This is a genomic window from Kocuria sp. GQ42, assembly GCF_059758435.1.
Genome location: NZ_JCAXEN010000006.1, coordinates 19441 through 44110 on the forward strand (window position 1 = coordinate 19441; position 24670 = coordinate 44110).

The 24670-nt window shown below is 70.5% G+C and carries 24 protein-coding genes; 12 read left to right on the forward strand and 12 right to left on the reverse strand.

From position 1 onward, the window contains the following. Positions 1-1416, forward strand: coding sequence for an MFS transporter (locus AC6CH6_RS12790; protein ID WP_498255407.1), 1416 nt, complete (start codon positions 1-3; stop codon positions 1414-1416). Beyond that, on the forward strand, positions 1413-2783 hold the full coding sequence (locus AC6CH6_RS12795; protein WP_498255408.1) for an LLM class flavin-dependent oxidoreductase: 1371 nt from the start codon (positions 1413-1415) through the stop codon (positions 2781-2783). The genes AC6CH6_RS12790 and AC6CH6_RS12795 overlap by 4 nt, the downstream gene beginning before the upstream one ends. A gap of 382 nt (positions 2784-3165) precedes the next feature. Here AC6CH6_RS12795 and AC6CH6_RS12800 read toward each other — a convergent pair whose 3' ends face one another. Together AC6CH6_RS12800 and AC6CH6_RS12805 are read right to left on the reverse strand one after the other, a co-directional pair. Further along, positions 3166-4380 carry an NAD(P)/FAD-dependent oxidoreductase gene (locus AC6CH6_RS12800; RefSeq protein ID WP_498255409.1) on the reverse strand — a complete coding sequence of 405 codons (1215 nt, stop codon included), beginning with the start codon at positions 4378-4380 and terminating at the stop codon, positions 3166-3168. A gap of 479 nt (positions 4381-4859) precedes the next feature. Next, positions 4860-5240, reverse strand: a complete 381-nt coding sequence (locus AC6CH6_RS12805; RefSeq protein WP_498255410.1) for a DUF1304 family protein — start codon at positions 5238-5240, stop codon at positions 4860-4862. Between the two features lie 486 nt (positions 5241-5726). Between AC6CH6_RS12805 and AC6CH6_RS12810 the strand changes: the two genes are divergently transcribed. From AC6CH6_RS12810 to AC6CH6_RS12820, 3 genes are all read left to right on the forward strand, one after another. Next, the gene (locus tag AC6CH6_RS12810) at positions 5727-6239 is read left to right on the forward strand and encodes a GNAT family N-acetyltransferase (protein ID WP_498255411.1); all 513 of its coding nucleotides are present in this window, start codon (positions 5727-5729) and stop codon (positions 6237-6239) included. 201 nt (positions 6240-6440) lie between these two features. After that, the gene (locus AC6CH6_RS12815) at positions 6441-7034 is read left to right on the forward strand and encodes a recombinase family protein (protein WP_498255412.1); all 594 of its coding nucleotides are present in this window, start codon (positions 6441-6443) and stop codon (positions 7032-7034) included. A gap of 228 nt (positions 7035-7262) precedes the next feature. Further along, positions 7263-7475 (forward strand): hypothetical protein, encoded by a 213-nt coding sequence (locus tag AC6CH6_RS12820; protein WP_498255413.1) that lies wholly within the window; start codon positions 7263-7265, stop codon positions 7473-7475. A gap of 373 nt (positions 7476-7848) precedes the next feature. Here AC6CH6_RS12820 and AC6CH6_RS12825 read toward each other — a convergent pair whose 3' ends face one another. From AC6CH6_RS12825 to AC6CH6_RS12840, 4 genes are all read right to left on the reverse strand, one after another. Beyond that, positions 7849-8289, reverse strand: a complete 441-nt coding sequence (locus AC6CH6_RS12825) for a hypothetical protein (protein ID WP_498255414.1) — start codon at positions 8287-8289, stop codon at positions 7849-7851. A gap of 139 nt (positions 8290-8428) precedes the next feature. Then, a complete protein-coding gene (locus tag AC6CH6_RS12830) occupies positions 8429-9778 on the reverse strand; it encodes an APC family permease (protein ID WP_498255415.1) in 1350 nt (449 codons plus the stop codon). Positions 9779-9975: 197 nt separating this feature from the next. Further along, positions 9976-10326 carry a heavy-metal-associated domain-containing protein gene (locus tag AC6CH6_RS12835; RefSeq protein ID WP_498255416.1) on the reverse strand — a complete coding sequence of 117 codons (351 nt, stop codon included), beginning with the start codon at positions 10324-10326 and terminating at the stop codon, positions 9976-9978. Positions 10327-10494: 168 nt separating this feature from the next. Next, a complete protein-coding gene (locus tag AC6CH6_RS12840; protein WP_498255417.1) occupies positions 10495-10779 on the reverse strand; it encodes a hypothetical protein in 285 nt (94 codons plus the stop codon). Positions 10780-11046: 267 nt separating this feature from the next. Between AC6CH6_RS12840 and AC6CH6_RS12845 the strand changes: the two genes are divergently transcribed. From AC6CH6_RS12845 to AC6CH6_RS12860, 4 genes are all read left to right on the forward strand, one after another. Beyond that, a complete protein-coding gene (locus AC6CH6_RS12845) occupies positions 11047-12504 on the forward strand; it encodes an L-lactate permease (protein WP_498255418.1) in 1458 nt (485 codons plus the stop codon). 317 nt (positions 12505-12821) lie between these two features. Next, on the forward strand, positions 12822-13865 hold the full coding sequence (locus AC6CH6_RS12850) for an NAD(P)-dependent alcohol dehydrogenase (RefSeq protein ID WP_498255419.1): 1044 nt from the start codon (positions 12822-12824) through the stop codon (positions 13863-13865). 242 nt (positions 13866-14107) lie between these two features. After that, positions 14108-14485 (forward strand): cyclophilin-like fold protein, encoded by a 378-nt coding sequence (locus AC6CH6_RS12855; protein WP_498255420.1) that lies wholly within the window; start codon positions 14108-14110, stop codon positions 14483-14485. 360 nt (positions 14486-14845) lie between these two features. After that, positions 14846-15415 (forward strand): DapH/DapD/GlmU-related protein, encoded by a 570-nt coding sequence (locus AC6CH6_RS12860; RefSeq protein WP_498255592.1) that lies wholly within the window; start codon positions 14846-14848, stop codon positions 15413-15415. Between the two features lie 94 nt (positions 15416-15509). On the opposite strand, the gene AC6CH6_RS12865 is transcribed toward AC6CH6_RS12860, so the two are convergent. Genes AC6CH6_RS12865 through AC6CH6_RS12880 form a run of 4 tightly spaced genes read right to left on the reverse strand, consistent with a single transcriptional unit; the run spans position 15510 to position 18767 of the window. Next, on the reverse strand, positions 15510-15722 hold the full coding sequence (locus AC6CH6_RS12865) for a hypothetical protein (RefSeq protein ID WP_498255421.1): 213 nt from the start codon (positions 15720-15722) through the stop codon (positions 15510-15512). A 27-nt stretch (positions 15723-15749) separates the two neighbouring features. Beyond that, the gene (locus AC6CH6_RS12870) at positions 15750-16388 is read right to left on the reverse strand and encodes an RraA family protein (protein ID WP_498255422.1); all 639 of its coding nucleotides are present in this window, start codon (positions 16386-16388) and stop codon (positions 15750-15752) included. 30 nt (positions 16389-16418) lie between these two features. Then, positions 16419-17405, reverse strand: a complete 987-nt coding sequence (locus tag AC6CH6_RS12875) for a hydroxyacid dehydrogenase (RefSeq protein WP_498255423.1) — start codon at positions 17403-17405, stop codon at positions 16419-16421. Between the two features lie 30 nt (positions 17406-17435). After that, complete coding sequence (locus AC6CH6_RS12880; RefSeq protein WP_498255424.1) at positions 17436-18767, reverse strand: MFS transporter; 1332 nt, start codon at positions 18765-18767, stop codon at positions 17436-17438. A gap of 207 nt (positions 18768-18974) precedes the next feature. On the opposite strand from AC6CH6_RS12880, the gene AC6CH6_RS12885 reads away from it, so the two are divergent. After that, positions 18975-20513 carry an IclR family transcriptional regulator gene (locus AC6CH6_RS12885; RefSeq protein WP_498255425.1) on the forward strand — a complete coding sequence of 513 codons (1539 nt, stop codon included), beginning with the start codon at positions 18975-18977 and terminating at the stop codon, positions 20511-20513. 56 nt (positions 20514-20569) lie between these two features. Here the strand turns inward: AC6CH6_RS12885 and AC6CH6_RS12890 are convergent, their stop codons facing one another. Beyond that, positions 20570-21211, reverse strand: coding sequence for an isochorismatase family protein (locus AC6CH6_RS12890; RefSeq protein WP_498255426.1), 642 nt, complete (start codon positions 21209-21211; stop codon positions 20570-20572). 141 nt (positions 21212-21352) lie between these two features. Here AC6CH6_RS12890 and AC6CH6_RS12895 point away from each other — a divergent pair, with 141 nt between their 5' ends. Both AC6CH6_RS12895 and AC6CH6_RS12900 read left to right on the forward strand, forming a co-directional pair. Further along, entirely contained in the window at positions 21353-22339 is a 987-nt protein-coding gene (locus tag AC6CH6_RS12895) for a GlxA family transcriptional regulator (protein ID WP_498255427.1), read from the forward strand. 96 nt (positions 22340-22435) lie between these two features. Further along, on the forward strand, positions 22436-23296 hold the full coding sequence (locus AC6CH6_RS12900) for an LssY C-terminal domain-containing protein (protein WP_498255428.1): 861 nt from the start codon (positions 22436-22438) through the stop codon (positions 23294-23296). Here AC6CH6_RS12900 and AC6CH6_RS12905 read toward each other — a convergent pair whose 3' ends face one another. Next, positions 23297-24625, reverse strand: a complete 1329-nt coding sequence (locus tag AC6CH6_RS12905; RefSeq protein ID WP_498255429.1) for a serine hydrolase domain-containing protein — start codon at positions 24623-24625, stop codon at positions 23297-23299. Positions 24626-24670: the final 45 nt, after the last annotated feature.

Below are 24670 nucleotides of genomic sequence, written 5' to 3' on the forward strand. Positions count from 1 at the left end.
ATGAGCACCACGACCACGGCCGCCCCGGGCCGCAGCAGCATCGTCCACGGCAAGAAGCGCGTCCTGGCCTCGGCCTTCGCCGGGACCACCATCGAGTGGTACGACTTCTACCTCTACGGCACCGCCGCCGCGCTGGTCTTCAACGTCCAGTTCTTCCCCATGGCCACCGAGCTCGGCGGCATCGTGGCGTCCTTCGCCACGCTCGCGGTCGGGGTCATCGCCCGGCCCCTGGGCGGGATCATCGCCGGGCACCTGGGGGACCGGATCGGCCGCAAGGCCCTGCTGGTGGCCTCCCTGCTGCTCATGGGCGTGGCCTCCACCCTGATCGGCCTGCTGCCCACCTACGAGGTGATCGGCTGGTGGGCCGTCGTCGGGCTCGTGCTCCTGCGCATCCTCCAGGGCCTGTCCGCGGGCGCGGAGTGGGGCGGCTCCGCGCTGCTGAGCGTGGAGCACTCACCGGCCCGGCACCGCGGGTTCTTCGGGTCCTTCACCCAGATCGGCTCCTCCGCCGGCATGCTGCTGGCCACCGGCGCGTTCTTCATCGTGCAGAACGTCATGAGCGAGGAGCAGTTCGCCGCCTACGGCTGGCGCATCCCCTTCCTGCTCTCGGCCCTGCTCGTGGCGGTGGGCCTGTGGATCCGCCTCGGCGTGGCCGACGCCCCGGAGTTCCTGGAGCACAGGGCCTCGGGGAACGTGGCCAAGGCCCCCCTGCGGGAGCTGCTGGTCCACCACCGCCGCCCGGTGCTGGTGACGATCGGCCTGCGCCTGGCCCAGAACGCCGTCTACTACCTGGTGACGGTCTACATGCTGACCTACCTGCGGGACGTGCGCGGGGACAGCGCCGCGGGCGTGACCGCGGTGATGATCGCCTCGGCCATCGGCCTGTTCTCCACCCCGTTCTGGGCCTGGCTCTCCGACCGGGTCGGCCGCAAGGTCGTCTCGGTGACCGCCTACGCGGCGATCGGCGTCTTCGGCTGGGTGCTGTTCGCCTTCCTCGAGGCCGGCCCGCTCGCCCTGCTGCCGCTCGTGGTGATCCTCGGCATCAACCTCGTCCACGATGCGATCTACGGACCGCAGGCGGCCTGGTTCGCCGAGCAGTTCCCCGTGCACGTGCGGTACTCGGGCGTGAGCTTCGGCTACCAGGTCGGCACCGTCCTGGGCGGCGGGCTGATGCCGCTGATCGCCGCCCTGCTCTTCGCCGCCGGCGGGGACACCCCGTGGCTGATCGCCGGCTACCTCTCCGTGCTGGCCGTGCTCTCCGTCGTCGCCGCCCTGGCCGCGAAGGATCCCGCCCGGGACCGGCGCGGCACCGAACTCACCGATCTGCACGCCGGCCGGACCGCGGCCGCCCCGGCCGTCGCGACCTCCGCCGCCGCGAGCGCCACCCGGACCACCCCCGAGAGGACCACCGTATGAGCCGCCCCCTGCTGCTGAACGCCTTCGACATGATGGTGCCCGTGCACCAGTCACCGGGACTGTGGCGCCACCCGGAGGCCGGGGTCGCCGGCTTCGACACGCTCGAGTACTGGACGTCGCTGGCCCGCACCCTCGAGGAGGGCGGCTTCACCGCGCTGTTCCTGGCGGACGTCCCCGGCGTCTACGACGTGTACGGGGGCGGGGCCGAGGCCACGGCCCGCGGGGGAGTGCAGTACCCGGTGCTCGACCCGCTCGTCGCGGTGCCGGCGATGGCCGCGGCCACCGAACGGCTCGGCTTCGGGGTGACCGCCTCGGTGACCTACGAGGCCCCCTACCTGCTGGCCCGCACCTTCGCGACCCTCGACCACTTCACCCGCGGACGGGTGGCGTGGAACGTGGTGACCTCCTACCAGGACTCGGCCGCCCGGAACCTGGGCATGGACCGGCAGATCCCGCACGACGAGCGCTACGACCGCGCCGACGAGTACATGGAGGTCATGTACAAGCTCCTCGAGGGCTCCTTCGAGCCCGGGGCGGTGAAGGCCGACGCCGGTGCCGGGGTCTTCGTGGACCCGGAGCTCGTGCACCCCATCGGCCACGAGGGCACCTGGTTCTCCGTGCCCGGCCAGGCGCTGACCCACCCCGGACCCCAGGGCACCCCGTTCCTGTTCCAGGCCGGCGCCTCGAAGCGCGGACAGCAGTTCGCCGTGGACCACGCCGAGGCCATCTTCTTCATCGGCAACACCCCGCAGCTCGTGCGCCGGTGGACCGACGGCGTCCGGGCCGAACTGGCCGCGCAGGGGCGGGCCGAGGACGCCGTGAAGACCTTCGCCATGGCCACCGTGGTGGTCGCCGAGACCGACGACGAGGCCCACGCCAGGCTCGACGGATATCGCCGGCACGTGGACATCGAGGGGGCGCTGTCCCTGTTCGGCGGCTGGACCGGGGTCGACCTGGCCGGGGCGGACCCCGATGCGCCGCTCGAGTACGTGGCCACCGACGCCAACCAGTCCGCGCTCGCGGCGTTCACCTCGCTGTCCCCGGACCGGACCTGGACGGTGCGGGACCTGGCCGAGTTCGTGGCCATCGGCGGCCGCGGACCCGTCATCGCCGGGGCCCCCGGCACCGTGGCGGACGAGCTCGAGCGCTGGCGCGAGGAGGCCGGCGTGGACGGCTTCAACATCTCGGCGGCCGTGCGGCCGGCGGACCTGGAGCGGTTCACCACGATGGTGTCGCCGGAGCTGCGGCGCCGCGGTCTCCTGCCGGAGCCCGGGGCCCTCCCCGCCGGCAGGACGCTGCGCGAGGCCCTGACCGGCGCCGGGCCGGGTCTGGCCGACGACCACCGCGGGGCGTCCTTCCGCCGGTGACCGCCGGGCTCTCGGGGTTCGCCGCTCGACCGGTCCGGGACGGCTGTCCGCCGTCCTGGTTCCTCGGAACGGAGCGCTCCTGCCCGGGAGAGGGCAGGAGCGCTCCGCCGCGCCGAGGCGCAGAAGGCGACCCCCGACCGCCGGGGAACGGATCATGGGGGTCGCTGCACCGGCGTGGGGGCCGGTGCCACCCGAAAAGTACCAGACGGTAATATCGCGGTGCACAATCCTGTGCAGATGCATGAATCTTGCTTCTCGGCGGGCCTCCCGACTTCCGAGCCTCCTTCCCCCATGTCTCGTGCCGCGACGACTGGGGTCCCGGGCAGTCATGTGCCATCGGAGAGGGGAACGAGGCGCCACAGATGTGTGCACACATGGTCCGCTAGAAGCCCCGGAGGATCACGTTCCAGTAGTCCCGGGGGAGGACCTCGAGGTCGAAGAACCAGGAGGCGCGGTTCGGGGCCAGCAGCGGCACGCCGGGGATGCTGGGCGCCAGTTCGTTGTCCCGGTCGAACTCGGCCAGCACGGCCCGGCCCCGCTGCACCGTCACGGGGGTCACGGTGTACCCGTCGTAGGAGGCCGTGGGCTCCTCGTCATCACGGGTGGCCAGGAGGTTCTCGGTGAGGACCTTCGTCTGGTGGCGCAGTGCCCCGCCGGACGAGGCGGTCCCCAGCGCGGCCGCGTCCCCGCAGGCCCACACGGTGGGCACACGGCGGTGGCGCAGGGTCTGTGCATCCACGTCCGCGTATCCGTCCCAGGCGGTGCCCGGGCCCGGTGCGACGCCCAGTCCCGCGTCGGCGATCCAGGCCGGGGCTCGGTGGACGGGGCTGTGGTGCAGCAGGTCGTAGGACAGGTCCCGGGGCGCCCCGTCGACCGTGGCCCGCAGCCGGCGGGAGCCGGCGTCGATCGACTGCACGTGGGCGCGCGTCAGGACCGTGATGCCGTAGCGCCGGACCCAGGGCTGCAGCACGCGGTCCACGTCCGGCTGGCCGAACACGGTGGCGGTGGGCGTCAGCAGGGTCACCTCGATGTCCTGCAGAACACCCTGGCGCTGCCAGTAGTCGCAGGCCAGGTAGAGGATCTTCTGCCCGATCTGCGGCGTGGGCGCCGGGCCGTCCGGGATGGTGAACAGCGCCCGGCCGCGGCGCAGCCCGCGGATCAGCTCCCAGGTCTTGGGGGCCAGCTCCACGGTGTAGTTGGTCGAGGCGTGCGGGCCGGCCATCGCCTCGGCACTGCCGGGGACGCGGTCCCAGTCCGGGGTGGACCCCGCGCAGATCACGACGTCCCGGTAGCCGATGTGCTCGCCGGAGGACAGCGTGGCCGTCCGTGTCGCCGGATCCAGTGCCTGGACACGGTCCTGGATCCATCGCACGCCGCGGGGCATCACGCGGTGCTGGGTCCGGGACATCTGCGGCACGGTCTTCAGTCCGGCGCCCACGTAGGAGAGCATCGGCCGGTAGTGGTGCGTGGACTTCGGCTCCGCGATCACGATGTCCGTGATGCCCTTGCGGCGCAGTCGTGCGGCCAGGGAGATCCCGGCATTGCCGCCGCCGATCACGAGGACGTCAGTGGTGTGATCCGAGGGTGCAGTGGTCATCGTGACTCCGTGGGTCGAGGCTGGCTCCACGGTCCCGATCGGGCCGCCCGACCATTCGACCACGAGCCGCGGCGCCCACGCCCGGGCGGTGGGCATCCAAGGGTTGAGGGGGCTCCCTAGAAGTCCATGTCGAGGAACTTGCCCGTCAGGACAACCGATCGACGGTGCGATGCCGGTGCCTGTTCCGCCAAGGGTCCCGGATGAAGTGGCGTCCTGTGTCCCATGGGTTGCGAAGCGTCTTGGTTGCGAGACATCTAGGTGCAGCGCATGCCAGCGGGCCAACGCGCGCAGCGGCCGGTGGCTGCTAGGAATGGTCCTCTCCTGAGATGGTGAGCTGCCGTGGTGAGGGAGATCGCTGGCCGATCAAGACCCTCTGCTGCACCGGTCACTGGGCTCACTGGTGCGCGACGTCGGCGCAGCGCGATCGGATCGGCCTGCCGCGTTCTGCTGATGCAGTGCTCCAGGCGGTCCTTGTGGTGTCATCCCCACGCGAGATAGGCCAGAACAGCTATCAGCGGTGGTATTCCTTCCATCAGGGCGTTGCGCCACAGGCGCCGCTCCACGAAGGGGAACAGGATGGCCAGAACAATGTGGCTGGTGCATCCGAAGAGCACCAAGGCGCGGCCGGCCCCGATCGCCCCGACGTTCAGCAGGAGCAGTCCCGCTGCGATCCCGGCGGCGAAGCACAAGTTGTAGAGGCCGATGAAGATCACCCACAGGCGCACGGCCGGCACGTCCTGAGGGCGGATGAGGGTGAAGGAGTACGTGCGCGGATCCCGGTGGAAGAAAACCTCCAGCACGAAGGCGAAGACCAGCCCCGCTACCGTGACTCCGGCGGCGATCTGGCTGAGCAGGTTCATCGACATCTCCCCGATTCCGGCAGGAAAACTAGGGGCTGCGCACCCACTGATCCCCGCCGCTGCCTGCCAGTGGTTGGATGGGAGACTGCCTCCAGTGTGCGCTTGCTGGGGCGGCTTTGCCCACCATGACTGGCGATGCTGATGACGCGGACGAGGCAGCCGCCGGATGCAGCACCAGGACCGTGGCCCGCCCGAAGGGGAGGCCCTCCAGTCCTGGCGGCGGCACCGTTCCACCAGCTGCTGGGCCGATGCTCTTGCGGCGCACTTCGCCGGTCCGCACTGGCAGCAGCGGCCTCACCGCTCGCCCCGGACCGAAGACGATGCGGGAGTCGCAGGAGATCGGAGGCACGACAGTCCCGGCTTCACGCCACACCACGACGGCCTGAAGCTTGCCGGCGAGCTTGTCGCAGCGCGATCGTTGCTGGTGAGGTCATGCTGCTGCTCAACGTCGCCAGTCCGAGCTCCTGTTCTGGAGAGGATCCGCCCGTGGACTCCACGGTCATGGTCCGCCCCGCACGTCTGGAGGACGCCGCTGCCATGGCGAAGATGCACATGAGCTCGTGGGAGGAGACGTACCGCGGGGTGATGCCCGACCGCGTGCTGGATGATCCGGGGCTTGTTGAGGCCCGCGAACGGTTCTGGATCACGGCCTTGGTCGATGAGCGTCACCGCGCGAAGCGCATCGCGGTGGCTGAACGCGACGGCGTGGTGATCGGGGTGGCGATGGCGGGCCCGCCGGAGAGCCCGGAATCCGTGTGGAGCCAGCAGCTCTACGTGTTGTACGTTCTCGCGACCGAGCACGGATCCGGTGTCGGGGCGGCGCTTCTGGACGCTGTCGTGCACCCTGGGGAGTCGGTGGTGCTGTGGGTCGCCGATCCCAATCCTCGGGCGCAGGCGTTCTACCTAAAGCACGGCTTCCTCCCGGACGGCACATGGCAGGTGGAGGGTGGTGTGCGAGAAATCCGCATGATGAGGGTCGCTCCCGATCCCACCGTCTGACCCAGACGAAGACGTCCTCCATGTCGAACCCTCCGCTGACCACCTCTACTCCTGTACTAGAAGGCATGGGATGCGAGACGTCTCGTGGCAGAAATTTTCGTCCGCATGTTTTCGCGGATCCGGGTGTCTCGCATCTTTGTGCTTTATCCGTACCCCTAGAATCGGATACTCAACGTCAGTTGCGAGACGGATGAGGTGGACGTGGGGAAGTTGATCGGGTATGCCAGGGTGTCGACGCGTCAGCAGGACGCCGACCGTCAAGTGGCTGACTTGCTCGCAGCCGGGGTGCGGCGCGATGACGTGTATGTCGACAGTGGAGTGTCTGAAGGTCGTGCGTCGCGTCCGCAGTTCGACCGTGCGGTCGTTGCGCTCGAAGAGGGTGACACGCTGGTCATTACCACGCTGGACCGGTTGGGGCGGTCGACGCAGAACATGCTGACCTTCGCCGAAGCTCTGCGAGGCAGGGGCGCCGGTCTGCGGGTGCTCAACCTCGGTGGGGGAGACGTGGATACCTCGACCCCGATGGGTTCGATGGTCTTCACCGTCATGGCTGCGCTGGCGCAGATGGAGCTGGAGATGAAGCGGGAGCGGATCACCGACTCGGTGGCCAAACGCAGGGCCGCCGGCAAGGACCTCGGCGGGCGGCGCCAGATCTTCACCGACTCCCAGATCCGCAACGCACTGCGGCTGATCGAGGGCGGCGAGCCGGCCACCCAAGTGGCCAAGGACCTCGGCATGTCCCGGGCCACTCTCTACCGGCGGATCCGGGAGCTGCCGCTGGCGACGACCATCTGAGGCCGCCGGTGCCTGTGGACATCGTGATGCGCATGCCGTACACCGGATTCTGTTGATCGACGCCCACTGGGAGATGGAGAAGGACCTGCTGAAGCTGTGGCTGGAGGCCGCCGAGGTCTGATCGGGACGCGACACGGGGGTGCATCCACCACCGGCGCCCCGAAGCGCGCCATGGTGCTTGTGACCGCCCGCGCACAGCGGGGGACCGACGAGAGCAAGGAGTACACCGTGGAAAACTACGAGTGGGAGCGCGGTGACCGCGTGCAGGTGAAGCTGACCGGACACGTCGTGGAGCTGCTCAGCGACCCCGGAACCACCGATGCCGCGAACCATCTGATCAGCACCGCCGCGGAGCCGAACGCGATGTTCGTCCGGGCCCTGGACGTCGAGACCCGGCAGATCCACATGTACCTGGTCGACGACCTGCACCACGTCAGCTGACTGTAGGCCGAAGGGCCCGTCACCGGATTGCCGGCGGCGGGCCCTTCACTGCCGTCGTGCTCGGATCGGCTTCAACCGTGGAAGGCCGGCCACAGACCGGTGGCGGTGCTGTCGGAGTTCCTGTTGTGGGTGCTGGGCGCTGAGGTCAGGGGCAGGGCAGGGCAGGGTCGGGGACAGGGTCCAGGTCGTCGGCACGGTCTGTCAGATCGTGCCGACAGGCATCGAGTTCGAGTAGGGCTAGGACTTCGGTGATGAGGAGAGGGGCTACCTTCTCGAGGGCGACCTGGGGATGGGTGTGATCGTCGGCCAGGTGGAGGAACTGCCTGCCGGGTGAGGGCTTGGTGGCACCGAGCCGGTGGCCTGCTCGAGCGTCCTACTCGACGAGGGTGACGGTGGCGTCGGTGAGGTAGGGCTCGGACTCGCGGTTGACCAGGTAGTTGGCGGTCTGGTCGTCGGTGAGCTGGTACAGCCGTTCCCGGTCTCCGGGATCGCTGAACAGGTCACCAGCGGCCACGGTGCCGGTGGCCTCGACCTCGTCACCGGGGCGCAGGTCGGCTGGCATCTCGGTCACGAACACCACTGTCTGCTCAGCACCCATGGTCAGGAACTCCTCACCGTAGACATCCTCCACCTCGTTGGTCAGGGTGATCTCCTTCCCGACCAGTTCCTCGGTGGAGACCTCGGACTGGTCCAGCTGAGTCAGCCGGGTCTCGTCCTGGCACCCGGTCAACAGCAGCGCCCCGGCCACGCCGGCGACGGCAAGGGGCCATATGCGGTGGGGCCGGGTGCGGTGGATGGGGGTGCGGTGGGTCATCAGGGTGCTCCTCGGTGCTCCGGCGGCGGGGGTGTGCAAGGTGGCCTGTCTTTGACCAGTGTCGTTCCACACTAGCCATTAGAGGTTCTGCGGGTGGGACTGATGCACGAATCGGTGACGTCTTTCCCCTGGCTGCGCGTCAGTCGGAGCGGCGAGAGGTGGCGTTCCGTCGTGCGGGACCGCTGTTGTGGTTTCGGCGGCGCACGACCAGCCATTGGGCCACGACAATGGCAGCGATGACCACGGCGGTGACCGCCAGTGTGAAGGGTTTCGACTGGGCCTTCAGCAGCACGAACGGCACGAGCACCGCGACGTCGAGGGCGATCGCGGCCCAGGGGATCCACGGCTTGGCCCCGACGTCGTGCCTGAGGTGGCGGAGGATGCCGAGGTGGATGGCGATGTCCATCGCCAGGTAGAGGATGGCGCCGAGGGCGGCGATCTGGGACAGGTCGAAGAAGGCGGCCATCAGGATCGCCAGCCCGGCGGTGATGTACAGCGACTGGTGGCCCTCCTTCCCCGGCAGCCCGGGGGCCTGGCCCATGTCGCGGAGCATGTCGTAGAGCTTCGAGACCGAGAACAGGCTCGCGATCAGCCCCGACAGGGTCGCCACGACGGCGATCGCCACGGTCAGCGTCACACCCCAGGCGCCGAACATCGGCTCGGCGGCCTCGGCGAGGGCGTAGTCCCGGGCCTCGACGATCTGCGGCACGGTCAGGCTGCCGGTGACCGCCACCGTGATGAGGAGGTAGAGCACGGTGCACAGGGCGATGGAGATCATGATGGATCGGCCGATGTTGCGCTCGGGCTGCTGCAGGTCGGCGCCCTGGTTGGTGATGGTGGTGAAGCCCTTGTACGCGAGGATGCACAGGGTGGTCCCGGCCAGGAAGCCCAGCCATCCCGCATCCGGTGGGGTGCGGTCGGCGGCGCTGACCAGCCGACCCAGCGAGGAGACGCCGGCGGCGAGGATCCCGCCGACGGCCAGCACGGCGATCCCGATGATTTTGACCGCCGCGGTCACTGTGGCGGAGCGCTCCACCCACCGGTTGCCCACCAGGTTCACCAGGGCGGCGGCCGCGATGGCCACCACCGCCAGCACCGGCACCCACACCGCGGAGTCCTGCAGGTCGAAGGGGCGCAGCAGGTAGGTGCCGAAGGTGCGGCCCAGCAGGGACTGGGCGAGGATCATCGACACGTACATGAACAGGGAGAACGACCCGGCGAGAACCCCGGGGCCGTAGGCGGCCTTGAGCAGCATCGCGATCCCGCCGGAGGACGGGTTGGTGGCCGAGTAGCGGATGTAGGAGTAGGAGCTGAAGGCCACGACCACGGCCCCGGCGAGGAACGCCCAGGGCAGCCAGCCGCCGGCCAGCTCGGCGACCTGCCCTACGAGGGCGAAGATCCCGGCCCCGATCATCACTCCCGTCCCCAGGGCGACGGACCCGGTCAATGACAGCTTCTGTTCCTTCTGCGGTGTGGGGTCGTCTCCCATGCCACGGTCCTTCCTGTTGGTGACCCGACCGGCTCGAAACGGTCGGGGATTGGTGTGGGTGCGGGCTCCATCATCTCGGGGCCGTGATCAGAGGCGCGGTGATCGTTTCGGGCGATCCCGGCCGGTCGCCCGGATGGCTCTGCAGGTCGGGCGCTGATGGGGCTCGGTCGTTTCGGCGGTTGGCCTGCGAGGGGCGGTCAGGAACCGGAGACGGTGTAGCCGGCCTCCTCGATCGCGGCGCGCACGGTGGCCGGCAGCAGCAGGCGATCCGTGGCCACGGTCACCGTGGACAGGCCGGCGGGGACGAGTTGGACCTGGACGTTCTGCACGCCCACCAGGGCCTGCACGGCATCGGTGACCCGCCCCACGCAGTGGCCGCAGGTCATGCCCTCCACGTCGAAAGCCGCGATCTGCGCCGGGGTGTTCTCCCGCGCAGAGGCGTCGGCGGTGGCTTCGGTGGTGGAAGGAGCGGGGCTGCAGCAGGCGCAGCCGCCTCCGTTGTCGATCAGCGGCAGCGGGCGGGCGGTGATTTTCAGCGCATCGGTCACGAGAGCACTCCTTGTCGATAGCGGATGCACGACGCCCCGGTGACACAAGACGCCGTCCAGACCAGCGAACCTATACCCCATAGGGGTATAGGTCAAGAAGGCTTGTTTGCCGCTGGCCCGAGCCCGTGCCACCCGTTGCACACGGGCCACGGGCCGTTGTTGCCGTCCTCAGAAACGTTTGCGCTGCCTGCGGTGACCGCGATCGCCGGCCGGTTGCGGCCAGGGTTGTGGTTGCCGTTCGTCGTGTTTCTTGACTACGACGTCGTCGTTGGAGGAGCGGGTCAGGATGGGCAGGAAGATCACCAGGGCGATGAGGTGGGACAGCTCGCTGGCCTGACTGATTCCGCCCTTGAGTACGAGCATCCCGTAGATCACGAAAGCAAAGCCGCTAGGTCCGACACGCATCGTGGCCACCTGCTGGCTGCGCGGTAACCCGGATCCAAGAACGGACATCCAAGGGCATCGTGGAGCGGGCCAACGGCTATCTCGAGACCTCGTTCCTTCCCGGGCTATGCGAGGTTGGAGCGGCGAAGGCCGAATAAAGTCCCGGTCGGCGCCGCTTTACATATGGCGGACTACCGGGCGGGCTCACGAAGCGGTGGCGCAGTAGGAGTTGCCCTCCGCATCAGTGCTCACCCTGACGCCGTCGGCGCGTAGCATCGGCCGGTGACAGAGATCTGACAGGAGAAGTGTGGAGGTGGGCCGCCGTTGGACGTGCTCATGGCGGCTCTGCCCATGGTCCTGACCTTGGGTCTGCTCCTCGTGCCGGCGCCGCCATGGGTGGCCCCCGCGGCCGGACTGGTCTCAGCCGTGGTGATCGGCCTGGCCTGGTTCGGCACCCCGGTGGCGGAGGTGTCCTCCGCCTTCGGCGAGGGCTTCTGGATCCTGGTCGAGGTGCTGGCGATCATTGCCGGCGGGATCCTGCTCTCCCGCGTCATGGACCGGACCGGCGCTCAGGAGAAGCTGGCCCGGTGGCTCTCGGACGGCGGTGGCCCCACGGTGGTCTCGGCGCTGCTCATGGTGCACGGGGTGGTGCCGTTCATGGAGACCGTCACCGGGTTCGGCGTCTCCGTGATCATCGGGCTGCCGCTGCTGCTGTCCCTGGGGTTCACGCCGTTGCGAGCGGCCTCGCTCTCGCTGGTGGCGCTCATGGTGGGCCCGTGGGGATCCATGGGCCCCGGCACGCTCCTGGGCTCCCAGATCGCCGGCGTCACCCTGCACGACCTCGGGGTGGCCTCCGGGATCCTGAACGTCATCGCCTTCCTGGGGTCCGGTGCCGTGGCCGCGGTCATCGCCGGCCGGGGGCTGCCCACCTCCGATGGCCGGGACCGGCCCCGGCCCGCTGACTACGGCGCCTGGATCGGCATGGGACTGGCCTCGGGGGTGGTGCTGTCCGTCCTGGTCCTCGCCGCCAATCTGGCGTTCGGCACGGCCGTGGCCGGTGCGGTGGCCACCCTGGTGATGTCCGCGGGCTGGGCCGGCGTGATCAGCCGGGGACGGATGGGGCCCGTCCCGGCCCGCGCTCTGGTGCCGTACCTGGTGCTGCTCGGAGGCACCATCATCGGGCAGCTCCTCGAAGGTCTGCTGCCGCCCGGTGGGTTCGGCGCGGTGCTGGGCTCGCCGGCCCTGTGGTCCATCACCGGCGCCCTGGTCGGCGTCGTCGTGCTCTCCATGGGCAGGGAGCACCGGCGGCGACTTCCGCGGGAGGTCCGCCGGATGTGGCTCCAGGTGGCGGCGCCGACCGGCCTGTATCTGGTGCTGGGCAGCGCGGTCTCCGGGGGCGGGCTGGCCGAGGCGCTGGCCACGGCGCTGACCGGGCTGGGGCAGGCCTACCTGTTCCTGGTCCCCGTGCTCGGTGGCCTGGGGGGTTACATCACGGCGTCGGGCACGGGCGCCAATGCCATGTTCGGCGGCACCCAGGACGCAGCCGCGCATGCCCTCGGCATGGACCCGCTGTGGATGATGGCCTCCCAGAACGTGGCGGCCGGACTGGCCTGCCTGGCCAGCCCGGCGCGCATCGAGCTCGCCTACCGGATCGCCGGTCCACTCCAGCGGAAGGACACCCCCGGGCCCGTCCTCACCCGCGGGGCCCTGGTGGTGAGGACCCTGCCGTTCGTGCTGGTGTGCTTGGTGCTGTGGGGCATCGGGAACATGCTCTGGATGCCGGTGGCAGGCTGACGCCCGCCTCGGACCCTTGGATTCTCCCACTGCGGAAGGCCAACCTGCCACCTCTTCAGGCACTGTTCGGTCAACGGTGTGTGGGCCTGCACCCGCAACCCTGGGCGGCCGCCAGGAGCGGTGTCATCTCGGTGGCACCGCTCCTGGGGTGCTCTCCCAGTGCGCCCTTCATCAGGGACTCCCCGAGCCCTGCCGTTCCTGATGAGGTGGTGCAGTCGCTGATCCGTCGGGCCCTTCCCGCACGCTCGGGCGACTGCGCGGACGGGTCTCCCACCACGTCCGCCCGATCCGCTGCCCCCACCACATCAGGAGTTCCCTTGCTGACCGTCAACGCCTACGCCGCCCCCTCCGCCGACGCACCGCTGGAGCCGACCACGATCACCCGCCGCGAGGTGGGCCCGAACGACGTGCTGATCGAGATCGCCTATGCCGGGATCTGCCACTCCGACATCCACACCGTCAACGGCGACTGGGGACCCCAGCCCTACCCCCTGGTGCCCGGCCACGAGATCGTGGGCGTCGTCGCCGAGATCGGCCCCGAGGTCACCGGCCACGCCGTCGGGGACCGCGTCGGGGTGGGGTGCATGGTCAACTCCTGCGGGCAGTGCACCAACTGCCGCAACGGGGACGAGCAGTACTGCCTGGCGGGCATGGTGCCCACCTACGGCGGGGCCGACCGGGACGGCACCATCACCCAGGGCGGCTACTCCACCCACGTCGTCGTCGACGCCGGCTTCGTGCTGTCCGTGCCCGCCTCCCTGGACTTCGCCGCGGCCGCCCCGCTGCTGTGCGCCGGGATCACCACCTACTCCCCGCTGCGCCGCTGGGGCGCGGGCCCGGGCCGGAAGGTCGCCGTCGTGGGCCTGGGCGGGCTGGGGCACCTGGCCGTGAAGATCGCCGCCGCGATGGGCGCGGAGGTCACCGTGCTCTCGCAGTCGCTGAAGAAGAAGGAGGACGGGCTGCGGCTGGGTGCCGACCACTACTACGCCACCTCGGATCCGGCCACCTTCGAGCAGCTGGCCGGGTCCTTCGACCTGGTCCTCAACACCGTCAGCGCCGTGATCGACGTGGACGCCTACCTGTCCCTGCTCACCGTCGACGGGGCCCTGGTCAACGTCGGGGCCCCGGCGGAGCCGCTGAGCCTCAACGTCTTCTCCCTCATCGGCGGCCGGCGCACCTACGCCGGGTCGATGATCGGCGGCATCGCCGAGACCCAGGAGATGCTCGACTTCTGCGCCGAGCACGGCATCGTCCCGGAGACCGAGCTGATCTCCGCCGACCGGGTCAACGAGGCCTACGAGCGGGTGCTGGCCTCGGACGTGCGCTACCGCTTCGTCATCGACGCCGCCACCTTGGTCTGAGCCCACGCCCCGTGCGGACACGCTCCGTGGCACAGGCGGCGCCGGTCACCCCTGCGGTGCCGGCCGAGGGAACACCAGGGGCTTGCCCTGCTGCCCTCGTCCTGCGCATCCGTCTGGTGGCGGCAATGCTCCTGGCCGTGGTGACCGCGACGTCGACGGCCTGCAGCACTGCCGGCCCCACCGGCTCCTTCGCAGAGCCCCATCCCGCATCGATCCCGGCCACGACGGAGGACACCGACGACATGAGAACCCCGTCCGCGGCAGCGGGCACCCCGATCATCCTCGACATCGAGGGCACCACGGTGACCGGGACCCTGCTCGACAACACCGCCGCACGCTCCCTGATCGACCAGCTGCCCCTGGAGCTGTCCTTCACCGACTTCGGTGGCCAGGAGAAGATCGCGAACCTGCCGGCGCCGCTCTCCCTCGAGGGCGTGCCGGCCGGGAACGACGCCGACCCCCTGACGATCGGCTACTACGCCCCGGACCAAGCCCTGGTGCTCTACTACCAACACGTCGGGTACTACAACGGCATCGTCCGCCTGGGCGAGTTCGACGATCTCGAAGCGGTCCGTGACCACGACGACACCTTCACCGCCCGTCTGAGCCGCAATGACTGAGAAAAGCGGCCGGGTCAGAGCGACTGTGGAGGCACCCCGCACGACCACGGCAGGCTTTCCCTCATCCCCTGCCGGACATCTGCTGGATTCCGGTCGGGTTCCCGCCGTCGGCGGAGGGAACCGTGCTGAGGCGCGTACTGGCAGGGCCTCCCTCGCATGCTGAGAGCGACCTACTCCGGCGGGATGGACAACCGCACCGAGGTGGCGGCCTTGGCCGGGGTGAGCGTGGAGTACTACGCCAAGCACGAGCGCGGGGCCATCGCCGGGGCCTCGGCCTCGGTGCTGGAGGGCGCTCGCCGGTCCGCAGATCCAGGTCCTGGCGCTGCGGAACCGCTGCCCGGACACCACCGAAAGGACACCATGGAACTGACCGATCTTCTGGAGGAGCTCGACGCCGGGCGCACCATCACGGGGGACTCACCCCTGCACGAGGTCATGCACCGGGTCAGCCAGGAGGCCCTGCGCATCACCGGGGAGCTCAACGGCGGATACCGGGAACCGGCGCGGGTGCGGGAGCTGCTGGCCCAGCTCACCGGCAAGCCGGTGGACGAATCGGTGACCGTCTTCCCGCCCTTCCACTCCGACTTCGGGAAGAACATCACCCTCGGCAAGCGGGTCTTCATCAACTCCGGGTGCACGTTCCAGGACCAGGGTGGGGTGGTCATCGGCGACGACTGCCTGATCGGGCACAACACGGTGCTGGCCACCCTCAACCACGACCTCGCCCCCAGCCGCCGGGCGGACATGCACCCGGCCCCCATCGTGATCGGGCGCAACGTGTGGATCGGGTCCAACGCCACGGTCCTGCCGGGCGTGACGATCGGTGACGACGCCGTCGTGGCGGCGGCCTCGGTGGTGACGAAGGACGTCCCGGAGAGGTCCGTGGTGGTGGGCTCCCCGGCACGGGTCGTGCGCTCCGTGAGCGACTGAACCGCACCCGGTGGGTGTCCTTCGGCGGACGCCGGCCCGGAGGGCCTTCGCTCTCCACCCTCGCCACCCGGATGTGAGCTGGTCGTGGGAGATCTCAGGAGCGCCGGGAGCGACGGAGCTGGCAGTCGTCGGCGCAGAGCATTCTCCGCTCTCCGTTCGCGGTGTCCCGGATCCACACCACGTTGAGCCGCGGCATGGTGGCGAGGACGGTGCCGCTGTAGGCGGGGAAGCCGAACCGGTGGACATCGAGGTGGTCCCCGCGCCGCAGGGTGGAGACATCGCGGACGGGTCGCAGGTTGGTCAGCATGGCGAGCAGGTCTTTCTGGTGCTGGGATCAGTGGACGAGGGAGGGGATCTTGGCGCGCAGACCGGCTTCGGTCTGCTCCTGGGCGGAGGTCCTCTCCAGGGCGGCGGTGATCAGGTGCTTCGGCACGACGACGACGCCGTCGCTGTCACCGATGATGGCGTCACCCGGATGGCAGACCACGTTGCCGCAGGCGACCGGGGCGCCGATGGTCCCGGGTCCGTACTTGAAGGGCCCGGCCGGGCTGATGCCGCGGGCGAAGGTGGGCAGGCCCATCGCCCGCAGCTCGTCGACGTCGCGGGTGGCGCCGTCGATGACGACCCCGGCGATCCCGCGGGCGATGCAGAGCTCTCCGAGGATGTCGCCGAAGCAGGCCCGGTTGGTGTCGCTGTTGGCGTTGATGACCAGCACGTCACCGGGCCTCGCGTCGTCGAGGGCGCGGTGGATGGCGAGGTTGTCGCCCTCGCGGGTCTGGATGGGCAGCACGGTCCCGGCCAGCCGCAGCCCCGGGGTGACGGGGCGGATCGCGGCGTGCATCAGACCCAGCCGGGACTGGGCGTCGCCGATGAGGGCGACCGGGTAGTGGGCCAGCTCCCGGATCGGCTCCAGGGCGGGACGGTCCCACTCCGGGGTGAGCTGGAGGCTGTCGGTGGCGGCGGTGATGATCATGGCGGTTCTTCCTGGGGGTCTCGGGCGGGATCAGCTGTAGGTGGGCGCGGCGACGTCGTTGATCGCGGTGGCCGGGCGGTCCCCGGCCAGGGCGTGCCGGATCGCGGCGAGGGCGTCGGTGCCGGCGGCCAGGAACGCCTCGGCCGTCTGACCGGCCACGTGCGGGGTGACGAGGAGGTTCGGCACCCGGGCCACGTCGATGCCGGAGTGCGGCTGCGGGTTCTTCATGTCCACGGACTCGCCCTCCAGCACGTCCAGACCGGCCCCGGCCAGGTGGCCGTCGATCAGGGCCTGGGCCAGGGCGGCCTCGTCGACCAGCCCGCCGCGGGAGGTGTTGATCAGCACCGCCCCCGGCTTCATCGACGCCAGGGCAGCCGCGTCGACGAGGTGGCGGGTTCCGGTGGTGAGTGGCAGGTGGAGGCTGAGCACGTCCGCCCCGGCGATCACCTCGTCGGCGGTGGCGGGTCGTGGGCCGGTGGCGGCGACGGCGTCGTCGTCCACGTACGGGTCGTGGGCCAGGACGTCCATGCCGAAGCCGTGGGCGATGCCCGCGACCATGCGGGCGATGTTGCCGAAGCCCAGCAGACCCAGGGTGCGGCCGTGGAGTTCGAAGCCGTTGAGGTGCGGTTTGAGCTCGGCCCAGGCCCCGGCGGCGGTGCCGGTGGCCCCCTCGGGGGTCCGGCGGGCCAGGGAGAGCAGCAGGGCGAAGACGTGCTCGGCCACGGCCCGGCTGTTGGAGCCCGGGGTGGTGGTCACCCACACCCCGGCGGCGGTGGCGGCGTCGATGTCGACGTTGTCGCTGCCCACCCCGTGGCGGGCGATGATGCGCAGCCGCGGGGAGGCGGCGATCTTGGCGGAGTCGAAGCGTTCGGCCCGCAGCAGCACGGCCTCGACCTCGTGGCTGATCTCGGTGTAGTCCACGGCGGTGGCGCCGTAGCCCAGGTGCACTCGTCCCAGGGTGGTGAGCTCGGCGAGCACGTCGGGGTGGATGGGGTCGGAGACGTAGACGGTCGTCATGGGTTCCTCGGTGGTGGGATCGGCCGCGGGTCAGCGGTAGAGGTGGGAGGCGGTGGAGGTGGTGGTGTTGGTGCGCACCGCGCCCAGCACCACGGCCAGGCCCATCACCCCGAAGACCACGAGCATGTAGGCGGGCACCAGGGTGTTGCCGGTGGCGTCGATCATCCAGGTGGCGAAGTAGGGGCCTCCGGCGCCGCCGATCACGGCCCCGACGCTGTGGCCGAAGGCCACCCCGGTGTGGCGGACCTCGACGGGGAAGAACTCGGGCATCGAGGCGTAGGTGCCGGCCTGGCACAGGGCGTAGGGCACCATCCCGATCAGCAGCCCGACCATGGCCAGGGCCACCGAGCCGTTGTTCATGAGCATGAAGGAGGGGATCGTGACCGCGATGTAGAAGACGTAGGAGCTCACCAGCACGCGCTTGGCGCCGATGCGGTTGCCCAGCTGGCCGGCCAGGGGAATCAGGAAGGCCGCGGCCACCACGGCGATGAGCACGATATAGGAGGCCTCGGCCTTGGTGTAGCCCAGCACGGTGCTGAAGTAGACGGCCACGTAGACGGTGCCGATGTAGGTGCCCATGTTCTGCACCAGGGAGATGAAGAAAACCTTGGTCAGCGGCTTGCGGTGCTCACCGATCAGCCGCCCGAAGGGGGACCCGGTGGTCGCCTTGGCGGTGGCGGCACTGGCGGTGAACTCGGGGCTGTCCTCGATCTTCAGGCGCATGATCAGGCACAGGATGCCCAGGGGCACGGCGATCATGAACGGGATCCGCCAGCCCCAGGACTCCATCGCCTCGGCCGGCACCAGGGTGGCTGCCAGGGCGGCCAGGCCGGCCGCGGACCCCTTGCCGAGGACGGCGATGCTGGGGATGAAGGAGATGTAGAGGTTGCGCCGCTCGATCGGGGCCCACTCGCGGATGTAGCTGGCCGCACCGCCGATCTCCCCGCCGGCGGAGAAGCCCTGGAGCATCCGCAGCACACCGAGCAGGATCGGGGCCCAGATCCCGATCTGGGCGTAGGTCGGCAGGCCCGCGATCAGACCGGCCGCGACGCTCATCAGCAGGATGGAGCCCACCAGGCTGGTCCGGCGGCCGACCCGGTCCCCGATCCAGCCGAAGAAGATCGCCCCCAGCGGGCGCACGACGAACGCGGTGCCGAAGATCAGAAACGTGTTCAGCAGCCCCGCCACGGGGTCGTCGCTGGGGAAGAACACCACCGCGATCGTGGCGGCCACGTAGCCGAAGACGCTGAAGTCGTAGTACTCGATGAAGGTGCCGAAGGCCGCGACCCCGGTGGCCTTCTTCGCCTTGCGCTGCCGCTGCGGATCCACCGCGGGGGCCGTCAGCTGCTTGGTCTGTGCCATATGGACTCCTAAAAAATGGGACACTGTCCTGAAATATCGATACAGTGTGAGTCGGGGCACGTGACTGTGTCAAGGGCCACAACGCCGGCGCCCCGTGCCTGTCGACGTCGTGCGGCTCCGGCGCAGGGGGCCGGGCGGTAGCGTGGTGGGCGCGGCTCCGGTTCTGGGCGGGAGCGTGCCGACAGAACGAGCAGGCGGAGGGCAGGCGTGAGCGAGACCACGGCATCCAGCAACGACCGGATCGTCGAGGTGCTCCATGCCCTGGTGACCCGCGAGCAGGCGGCCGGGGTGCGTGAGTTGGCCGAGGAGCTGGGGGCCAGCCGCAGCACCGTCAACCGCATCCTGCTGGGCCTGGTCGAGCAGGAGTTCGCCCTGCCCACCAGCAGCGGGGCCTACCGGGTCGGCCCGCGCCTGCGGGTGCTCTCGGCCGCCCTGCACGAACGCCACCCGATGCTGACCCGCACCGGGGCCGTCCTGGATCAGCTGGCGGAGCAGTCGGAGGCCACCGTCATCGTCGCCGTCCACGACGCCCCGCGCCCGCAGGCCGTGGTCATCGCCCGTCGGCGCCACCCCGGTCCCGTGGCCTACTCCCTGGAGCCGGGCACGGTGCTGCCGCTGCATGCCGGGGCCACCGGGCGCGCCATCCTGGGCCGTATCGGCATGGAGGCCCTGGGGCCCGAGTCGCTGGAGGCACGCACGCCCGAGACCGTCACCGACCGGACCGAACTGGCGCGGCTGCTCGAGCACGACCGCCGCACCGGCCACGTCATCAGTGTGGGTCAGCAGTTCCCCCTGGCGGCCGGGGCCGCCGCCGCCTTCTCCTGCCTGGGGCTCACCGGATCGGTCTCGATCACCAAACCGCGCTACCTCGCCGACGACGCGGACCTCGACCGCTTCGGCCCGCTGGCCCAGGCGGCCGCCCGCACGATCGAAGACCAGTGCCCCACTCCGTCGGTGCCGGCGAACCTCCCCTCGGAGACCATCCACCCTGCGGGGGGCACCGCCCTGGAGCGGATGACCCGGCTGCTGGCCGTGCTGGTGGCCGAACCCGCCGGCGTCCGCCCCGGACCGCCCCTGGCGCGCGCGATCGGGGCCAACATCGCCACCACCCACCGCCTGGTCGCCACCGCCACCTCCACCGGGCTGGCCCTGGCCGACGGCACCACCCTTCACCCCGGCCCGCGCCTGCTGCACTGGGCGGCCCGGCTGGGTCCCACCCGTGACATCGGCGCCCTGACCGGGCACATCCTGCGCGAGGTGGCCGAGACCACCGGGGAGACCATCGGGCTGGCCCAGCTGGATCCCGCCACCGGCACCGCCGAGATGACCACCGTCATCAACGGCGTCCAGCCCCTGCACTACGGGCTGGCCTCCGGGGTGACCATCCCCCTCTACGCCGGGGCCGCCGGCAAGGCCATCCTCGCCCACTGCCCGCCCGAGACCCTCGAGCAGCTCGAGCTGGAGCCTCTCACCGAACGCACCCCCTTCGACCGGCATGCGCTGCTCGAGGACCTGCACGCCATCCGCGACCGCGGCTGGGCCACCGCCGACGGCGAACGGATTCCCGACGCCTATGGCCTCAGCGCCCCCTACTTCATCGACGGTGCCGTCGCCGGATCCATCACCGCCACCGTGGCCCGCTTCCGGGTTTCCCACCTCGATCTCGACGCCCTCGCCCGCACCATGCAGGACGCCGCGCATCGCATCACCCGGTTGCTCACCGTCACCCCGATGCCCACCGTCTGACCACCGGCAGGGCGGAGCCCGGGCTCCGGCGCACCGGCAGCCCGAAGGCCGGTGAACTAGGAACCGCTGGTGAACGCTTCCGCTCCGTTCATCGCCGAAGCCACGAGATTGCTGCGGACCGGCGATTCGCCGCGGGCGACCGCCCCGATCCAGCCGTCCGTGGTGGTGACCGCAGCGAAGTTCGACTGCAGCAGCACCATCAGGGTGCGGTGCAGATCCTCGGCCGAGACCTGACCGGCCTCGTTGGCGAGGTGGATCGCGCCGGTGGCGTCGGAGAGGATCTCGGCGGCGAAGCCGAGCCCCTCGGCCTCGACCGCCGTCGCCAGGTCGCAGTTGTTGGTCATGTAGCCGACGACCGTGATCGTGTCGACGCCGCGCTCGCGCAGCCACTGGGCCACGTCGGTGCCGGCGAAGACGCTGCCGTACCCCTTCACGACCTGCTTCCACTGCCGGTTGTCGAGCTGCTCGAGATGGGGGTGGAGCGGGTATCCCGTCGAGCCGGGCGCGAAGATGGGGGCGCCCTCGTCCAGCTCGTGCTGGACCATGACGACCGGCATGTCCTGCTCGGCGGCGACCTCGAGGACGCGGCCGATGTTGGCCAGCGACTCCTCGCGGGGCGGGTGCTGGATGGACATGGGGCCGTCGAAGTACTCCATCTGGGCGTCGACGACGATCAGGGCGCGGCTGGGGATGGTCACGGGGTCTCCTCTGGAAAGTGGGATGGGCGGGCTGTGGTGCCCGGCCCCTCTCCATGCTCCTGCCATGTCGGTCGCCGCCGCGATCGGCCCGCGTGCACGATTACGATGAGATCGGGCCACTTCTGCTCCGTGGTGGTCCCGGTGAGAGAGGAACGACAGGTGCGGATCGCGATCCATGCGTTCGACGGTGTGACGATGTTCCACCTGGCCGTGCCGCAGCTGGTGTTCGGCGAGGTCACCCGGCTGGGTCTGGCCGAGGGCTGGGACACAGTGCTGTGGAGCACGGGCGCGGACATGATCACGACGGCGGAAGGCTACTCGCTGGGCCGTCTCGCCGGGCCAGATGCTGCCGAGGACGCCGACCTGGTGGTGATCCCCTCCTGGCCGTATCCGCCGGTGGCCGTCAACGATCCGCTGCGCGCCGTGCTCCTGCGCGCGCACGCCGGTGGCGCCGGTGTGGTGGGTCTGTGCATGGGCGCCTTCGCCGTCGCCGAGGCCGGCCTGCTGGGCGGGCGGCCCGCGGTCACGCACTGGGAGGGGATGCAGGAACTGGCGTGCCGTCACCCGGAGCTGGCTGTCGAGGACTCGGTGCTCTACATCGACCACGACGACGTGATGACCTCCGCCGGCACGGCCTCCTCCCTGGACGCCTGCCTGCACCTGGTCCGCAAGCACCTGGGTGCCGCGGCCGCCAACCGGGTTGCCCGCAGCCTGGTCGTGGCCCCGCACCGGGAGGGCGGTCAGGCGCAGTACATCCAGCGCCCGGTCGCCCGGCCCGACAGCGGGGATCCCCTGGCCGCCACGCTGGACTGGGCGATGGCCCGGCTGCACGAGCCCCTGTCCATCGACGAGCTCGCCGCCCACGCCCGGATGAGCCGCCGGACCCTGGTGCGCCGCTTCCGCGACACCACCGGCACCACCCCCGCCCGCTGGGTCCTCGCGCGACGCCTCGACGAGGCCCGCAGCCTGCTCGAGACCACGCGGTGGGGTGTTGACCGCATCGCCCTGGCCTGCGGCTTCGGCAGCGCTGTCACCCTCCGGCAGAACTTCGTCTCGGCCTACGCGACCACACCGTCCGCCTACCGGCGGAGCTTCGCCCTCCGAGAGGCCGGAGGGGAATCCCGCTAGGTGCAGGCTCCGGAACGTCCGGAGCACCCCTTAGCCTGGGAGCACCACGACCGGCGCCGGGGCGTCCGGTGCGGGACACGGGGCGGGGAGCACGAGATGGATGCAGGACGCGGGCACCCCGACAGCGACGAGCGAAGCCCGCAGCCCAGGGGCGGTGCCAGACGGGCCACCGTGGTGCTGTGGGCGCACCGGTCCGGCTTCCTCGTCACCAGCGTGCTGGCCGGCTGGGGCGTCTACCATCTCGTTCTCGAGGAGGTCGACGACGACGGGCGTCTGCCCTGGTTGTTCCTGCCCCTCTGGGTGCTGTCGGCCTATGTGCTCCTGCCGCGGTTGAACCGTCTGCTCACCGGCATCTACGTCCCCAGCTACTTCATCGGGCGGGCCCGCACCTCCGACGGCCTGCTGGGGGACCCGGTCAACCTGGCGGTGGTCGGTACCCCCGCGCAGCTGTCCGCCGCGATGGCCGGGGCCGGCTGGACCGCCGCGGATCCGCTGGACCTCGGCACCGGCTGGCACATCGTGCGGGCGTCCCTGCTGCGCCGGAGCTATCCGGCGGCGCCCGTCAGCCCCCTGTTCGCCTTCGGGTCCAGGCAGTCCCTGGCGTTCGAGCGGGAGGTGGCGGGCAGTCCGGCCCAGCGCCACCACGTCCGGTTCTGGAGCTGCCCGCCGGGGTGGAGGCTCCCCGGCGGGTACGCCGTCGACCTCATCGGGGCGGCCACTTTCGACCGGCGCGTGGGACTGTCCCTGTTCACCCTCCAGATCACGCACAAGATCGCCGCGGAGACCGACCGCGAGCGTGATCTCGTCGTCGCGTCCCTGCAGGCCGTCGGGGCCACGGTCCACGTCGTCGAGCAGTACTCCACCGGCTATCACGCCCGCAACGGAGGCGGGGACGCCATTGAGACGGACGGGGACCTGCCCATCATCGATGTCCGCCCGATTCGGTGGAGCGGGTGATCAGCGTTCGGGGTTGGGGGTGAAGGTGTGGCCCAGGGCGGTGGAGACCTCGGCGAAGATCCGTGTGGCCGGGGTGGCGCACGGCAGGGTCCTGGGGTCGTCGGCCAGCACCGGGGACTCCGGGCAGTCCCCGGAGGGGATGTCGCTGGTGGCCTGCACGACCACGGTGGTGTCGGTGGTGGTGTCGTAGTAGACGGTGGTGTTGTACCCGGGCTGCGTCCCGGTGTGCCCGACCCAGCCGTCGATGCACCCGATGCCCAGCCCGTAGCCGGACTCGGGGGGCTGGAACGAGGTGAGGCGTTCTCGCTGGGCCTCCGGTTCCAGCAGTCCGTGCCCGGTGCCCATCGCTCGGCCGTAGGTGAGCAGGTCGTCCACGTCCGAGATCAGGGCCCCGGCGGTGGCTCCCCAGCTGGGGTTCCAATGGGTGGCGTCGGCCGGCGCCTCCGGCGTCGCGGTGTCGCCCTGGAGCGTGAAACCCTGCGCGTAGGGTTCCGGCATCTCGGTGGAGTCCCCGGGCCAGACGGTCTCGTCGAGTCCCAGCGGGTCGAAGATCTGCTCCTCCAGGACCTCCCCGACCGGCTGGCCGGTGACCTGTTCGACGACCAGGCCCAGCAGGATGTAGTTGGTGTTGGAGTAGTCGAACTGCGCACCGGGGGCGAACAGCGGGGATTCCGAGACGCCGACGGCAACCAGCTCCTCCGGGGTGAAGACCTGCTGCGGATCCGCGAAGAAGCGGTCCGTGAACTGGGTGCTGCGGGTATAGCTGGCCACACCGCTGGTCATGTCCGCCAGCCGGCGCAGGGTGATCTGCTCTCCGTTGGGGATGCCGTCGATGTAGTCGGCGATGGGGTCCTCCAGGGAGAGCTCACCCTCCTCCGCCAGCTGCAGGACCAGGGTGGCGGTGAAGGGCTTGGTGACCGATCCGACGCGGGTGTGCACCCCCACCTCCATGGGCTCCCCGGAGGCCGGGTCGGCCACCCCGTAGGCGGCCGTCCAGGTGCCCTCCGGGGAGGAGACCCCCACCACCGCACCGGGGGTGGAGGCCTGGGCGAACGAGGCCCGGGCGGCGGCGTCCAACGTCGTCGCCAGTTCCTCGGGCAACGGCTCGGACATCTGCGCGGAGGGTTCTCGGGTGAGGACGTCGTCGACATCGGTGACGCAGGCCTCGGAGTCCGTGGCCGGAGCCGACGGTGCCGCCGCGGCGGCCGGAGTGGCCGCCGGCCCGGCAGGGGAGGGCGGCACGGCGGCTGCCCCGCCGGTGGTCCCGAGGAGGAGCACCGCAACCGTGGCGGCGAACGTGCGGCGCGTGGAGCGTGCAGGTGCGGACATCTTCGTTTCCTTCTCGATCGGTGCAGGCCGCTTCCGGGGAGGGCC

Excerpts from the sequence above, each read along its gene's own strand:
- AC6CH6_RS12830 (WP_498255415.1), bottom strand. The coding sequence starts at position 9,778 with ATGGGAGACGACCCCACACCGCAGAAGGAACAGAAGCTGTCATTGACC.
- AC6CH6_RS12880 (WP_498255424.1), bottom strand. The coding sequence starts at position 18,767 with ATGGCACAGACCAAGCAGCTGACGGCCCCCGCGGTGGATCCGCAGCGG.
- AC6CH6_RS12800 (WP_498255409.1), bottom strand. The coding sequence starts at position 4,380 with ATGACCACTGCACCCTCGGATCACACCACTGACGTCCTCGTGATCGGC.
- AC6CH6_RS12875 (WP_498255423.1), bottom strand. The coding sequence starts at position 17,405 with ATGACGACCGTCTACGTCTCCGACCCCATCCACCCCGACGTGCTCGCC.
- AC6CH6_RS12805 (WP_498255410.1), bottom strand. The coding sequence starts at position 5,240 with ATGAACCTGCTCAGCCAGATCGCCGCCGGAGTCACGGTAGCGGGGCTG.
- AC6CH6_RS12825 (WP_498255414.1), bottom strand. The coding sequence starts at position 8,289 with ATGACCCACCGCACCCCCATCCACCGCACCCGGCCCCACCGCATATGG.
- AC6CH6_RS12855 (WP_498255420.1), top strand. The coding sequence starts at position 14,108 with ATGAGAACCCCGTCCGCGGCAGCGGGCACCCCGATCATCCTCGACATC.
- AC6CH6_RS12865 (WP_498255421.1), bottom strand. The coding sequence starts at position 15,722 with ATGCTGACCAACCTGCGACCCGTCCGCGATGTCTCCACCCTGCGGCGC.
- AC6CH6_RS12870 (WP_498255422.1), bottom strand. The coding sequence starts at position 16,388 with ATGATCATCACCGCCGCCACCGACAGCCTCCAGCTCACCCCGGAGTGG.
- AC6CH6_RS12840 (WP_498255417.1), bottom strand. The coding sequence starts at position 10,779 with ATGTCCGTTCTTGGATCCGGGTTACCGCGCAGCCAGCAGGTGGCCACG.
- AC6CH6_RS12905 (WP_498255429.1), bottom strand. The coding sequence starts at position 24,625 with ATGTCCGCACCTGCACGCTCCACGCGCCGCACGTTCGCCGCCACGGTT.
- AC6CH6_RS12900 (WP_498255428.1), top strand. The coding sequence starts at position 22,436 with ATGGATGCAGGACGCGGGCACCCCGACAGCGACGAGCGAAGCCCGCAG.
- AC6CH6_RS12860 (WP_498255592.1), top strand. The coding sequence starts at position 14,846 with ATGGAACTGACCGATCTTCTGGAGGAGCTCGACGCCGGGCGCACCATC.
- AC6CH6_RS12790 (WP_498255407.1), top strand. The coding sequence starts at position 1 with ATGAGCACCACGACCACGGCCGCCCCGGGCCGCAGCAGCATCGTCCAC.
- AC6CH6_RS12845 (WP_498255418.1), top strand. The coding sequence starts at position 11,047 with ATGGCGGCTCTGCCCATGGTCCTGACCTTGGGTCTGCTCCTCGTGCCG.
- AC6CH6_RS12795 (WP_498255408.1), top strand. The coding sequence starts at position 1,413 with ATGAGCCGCCCCCTGCTGCTGAACGCCTTCGACATGATGGTGCCCGTG.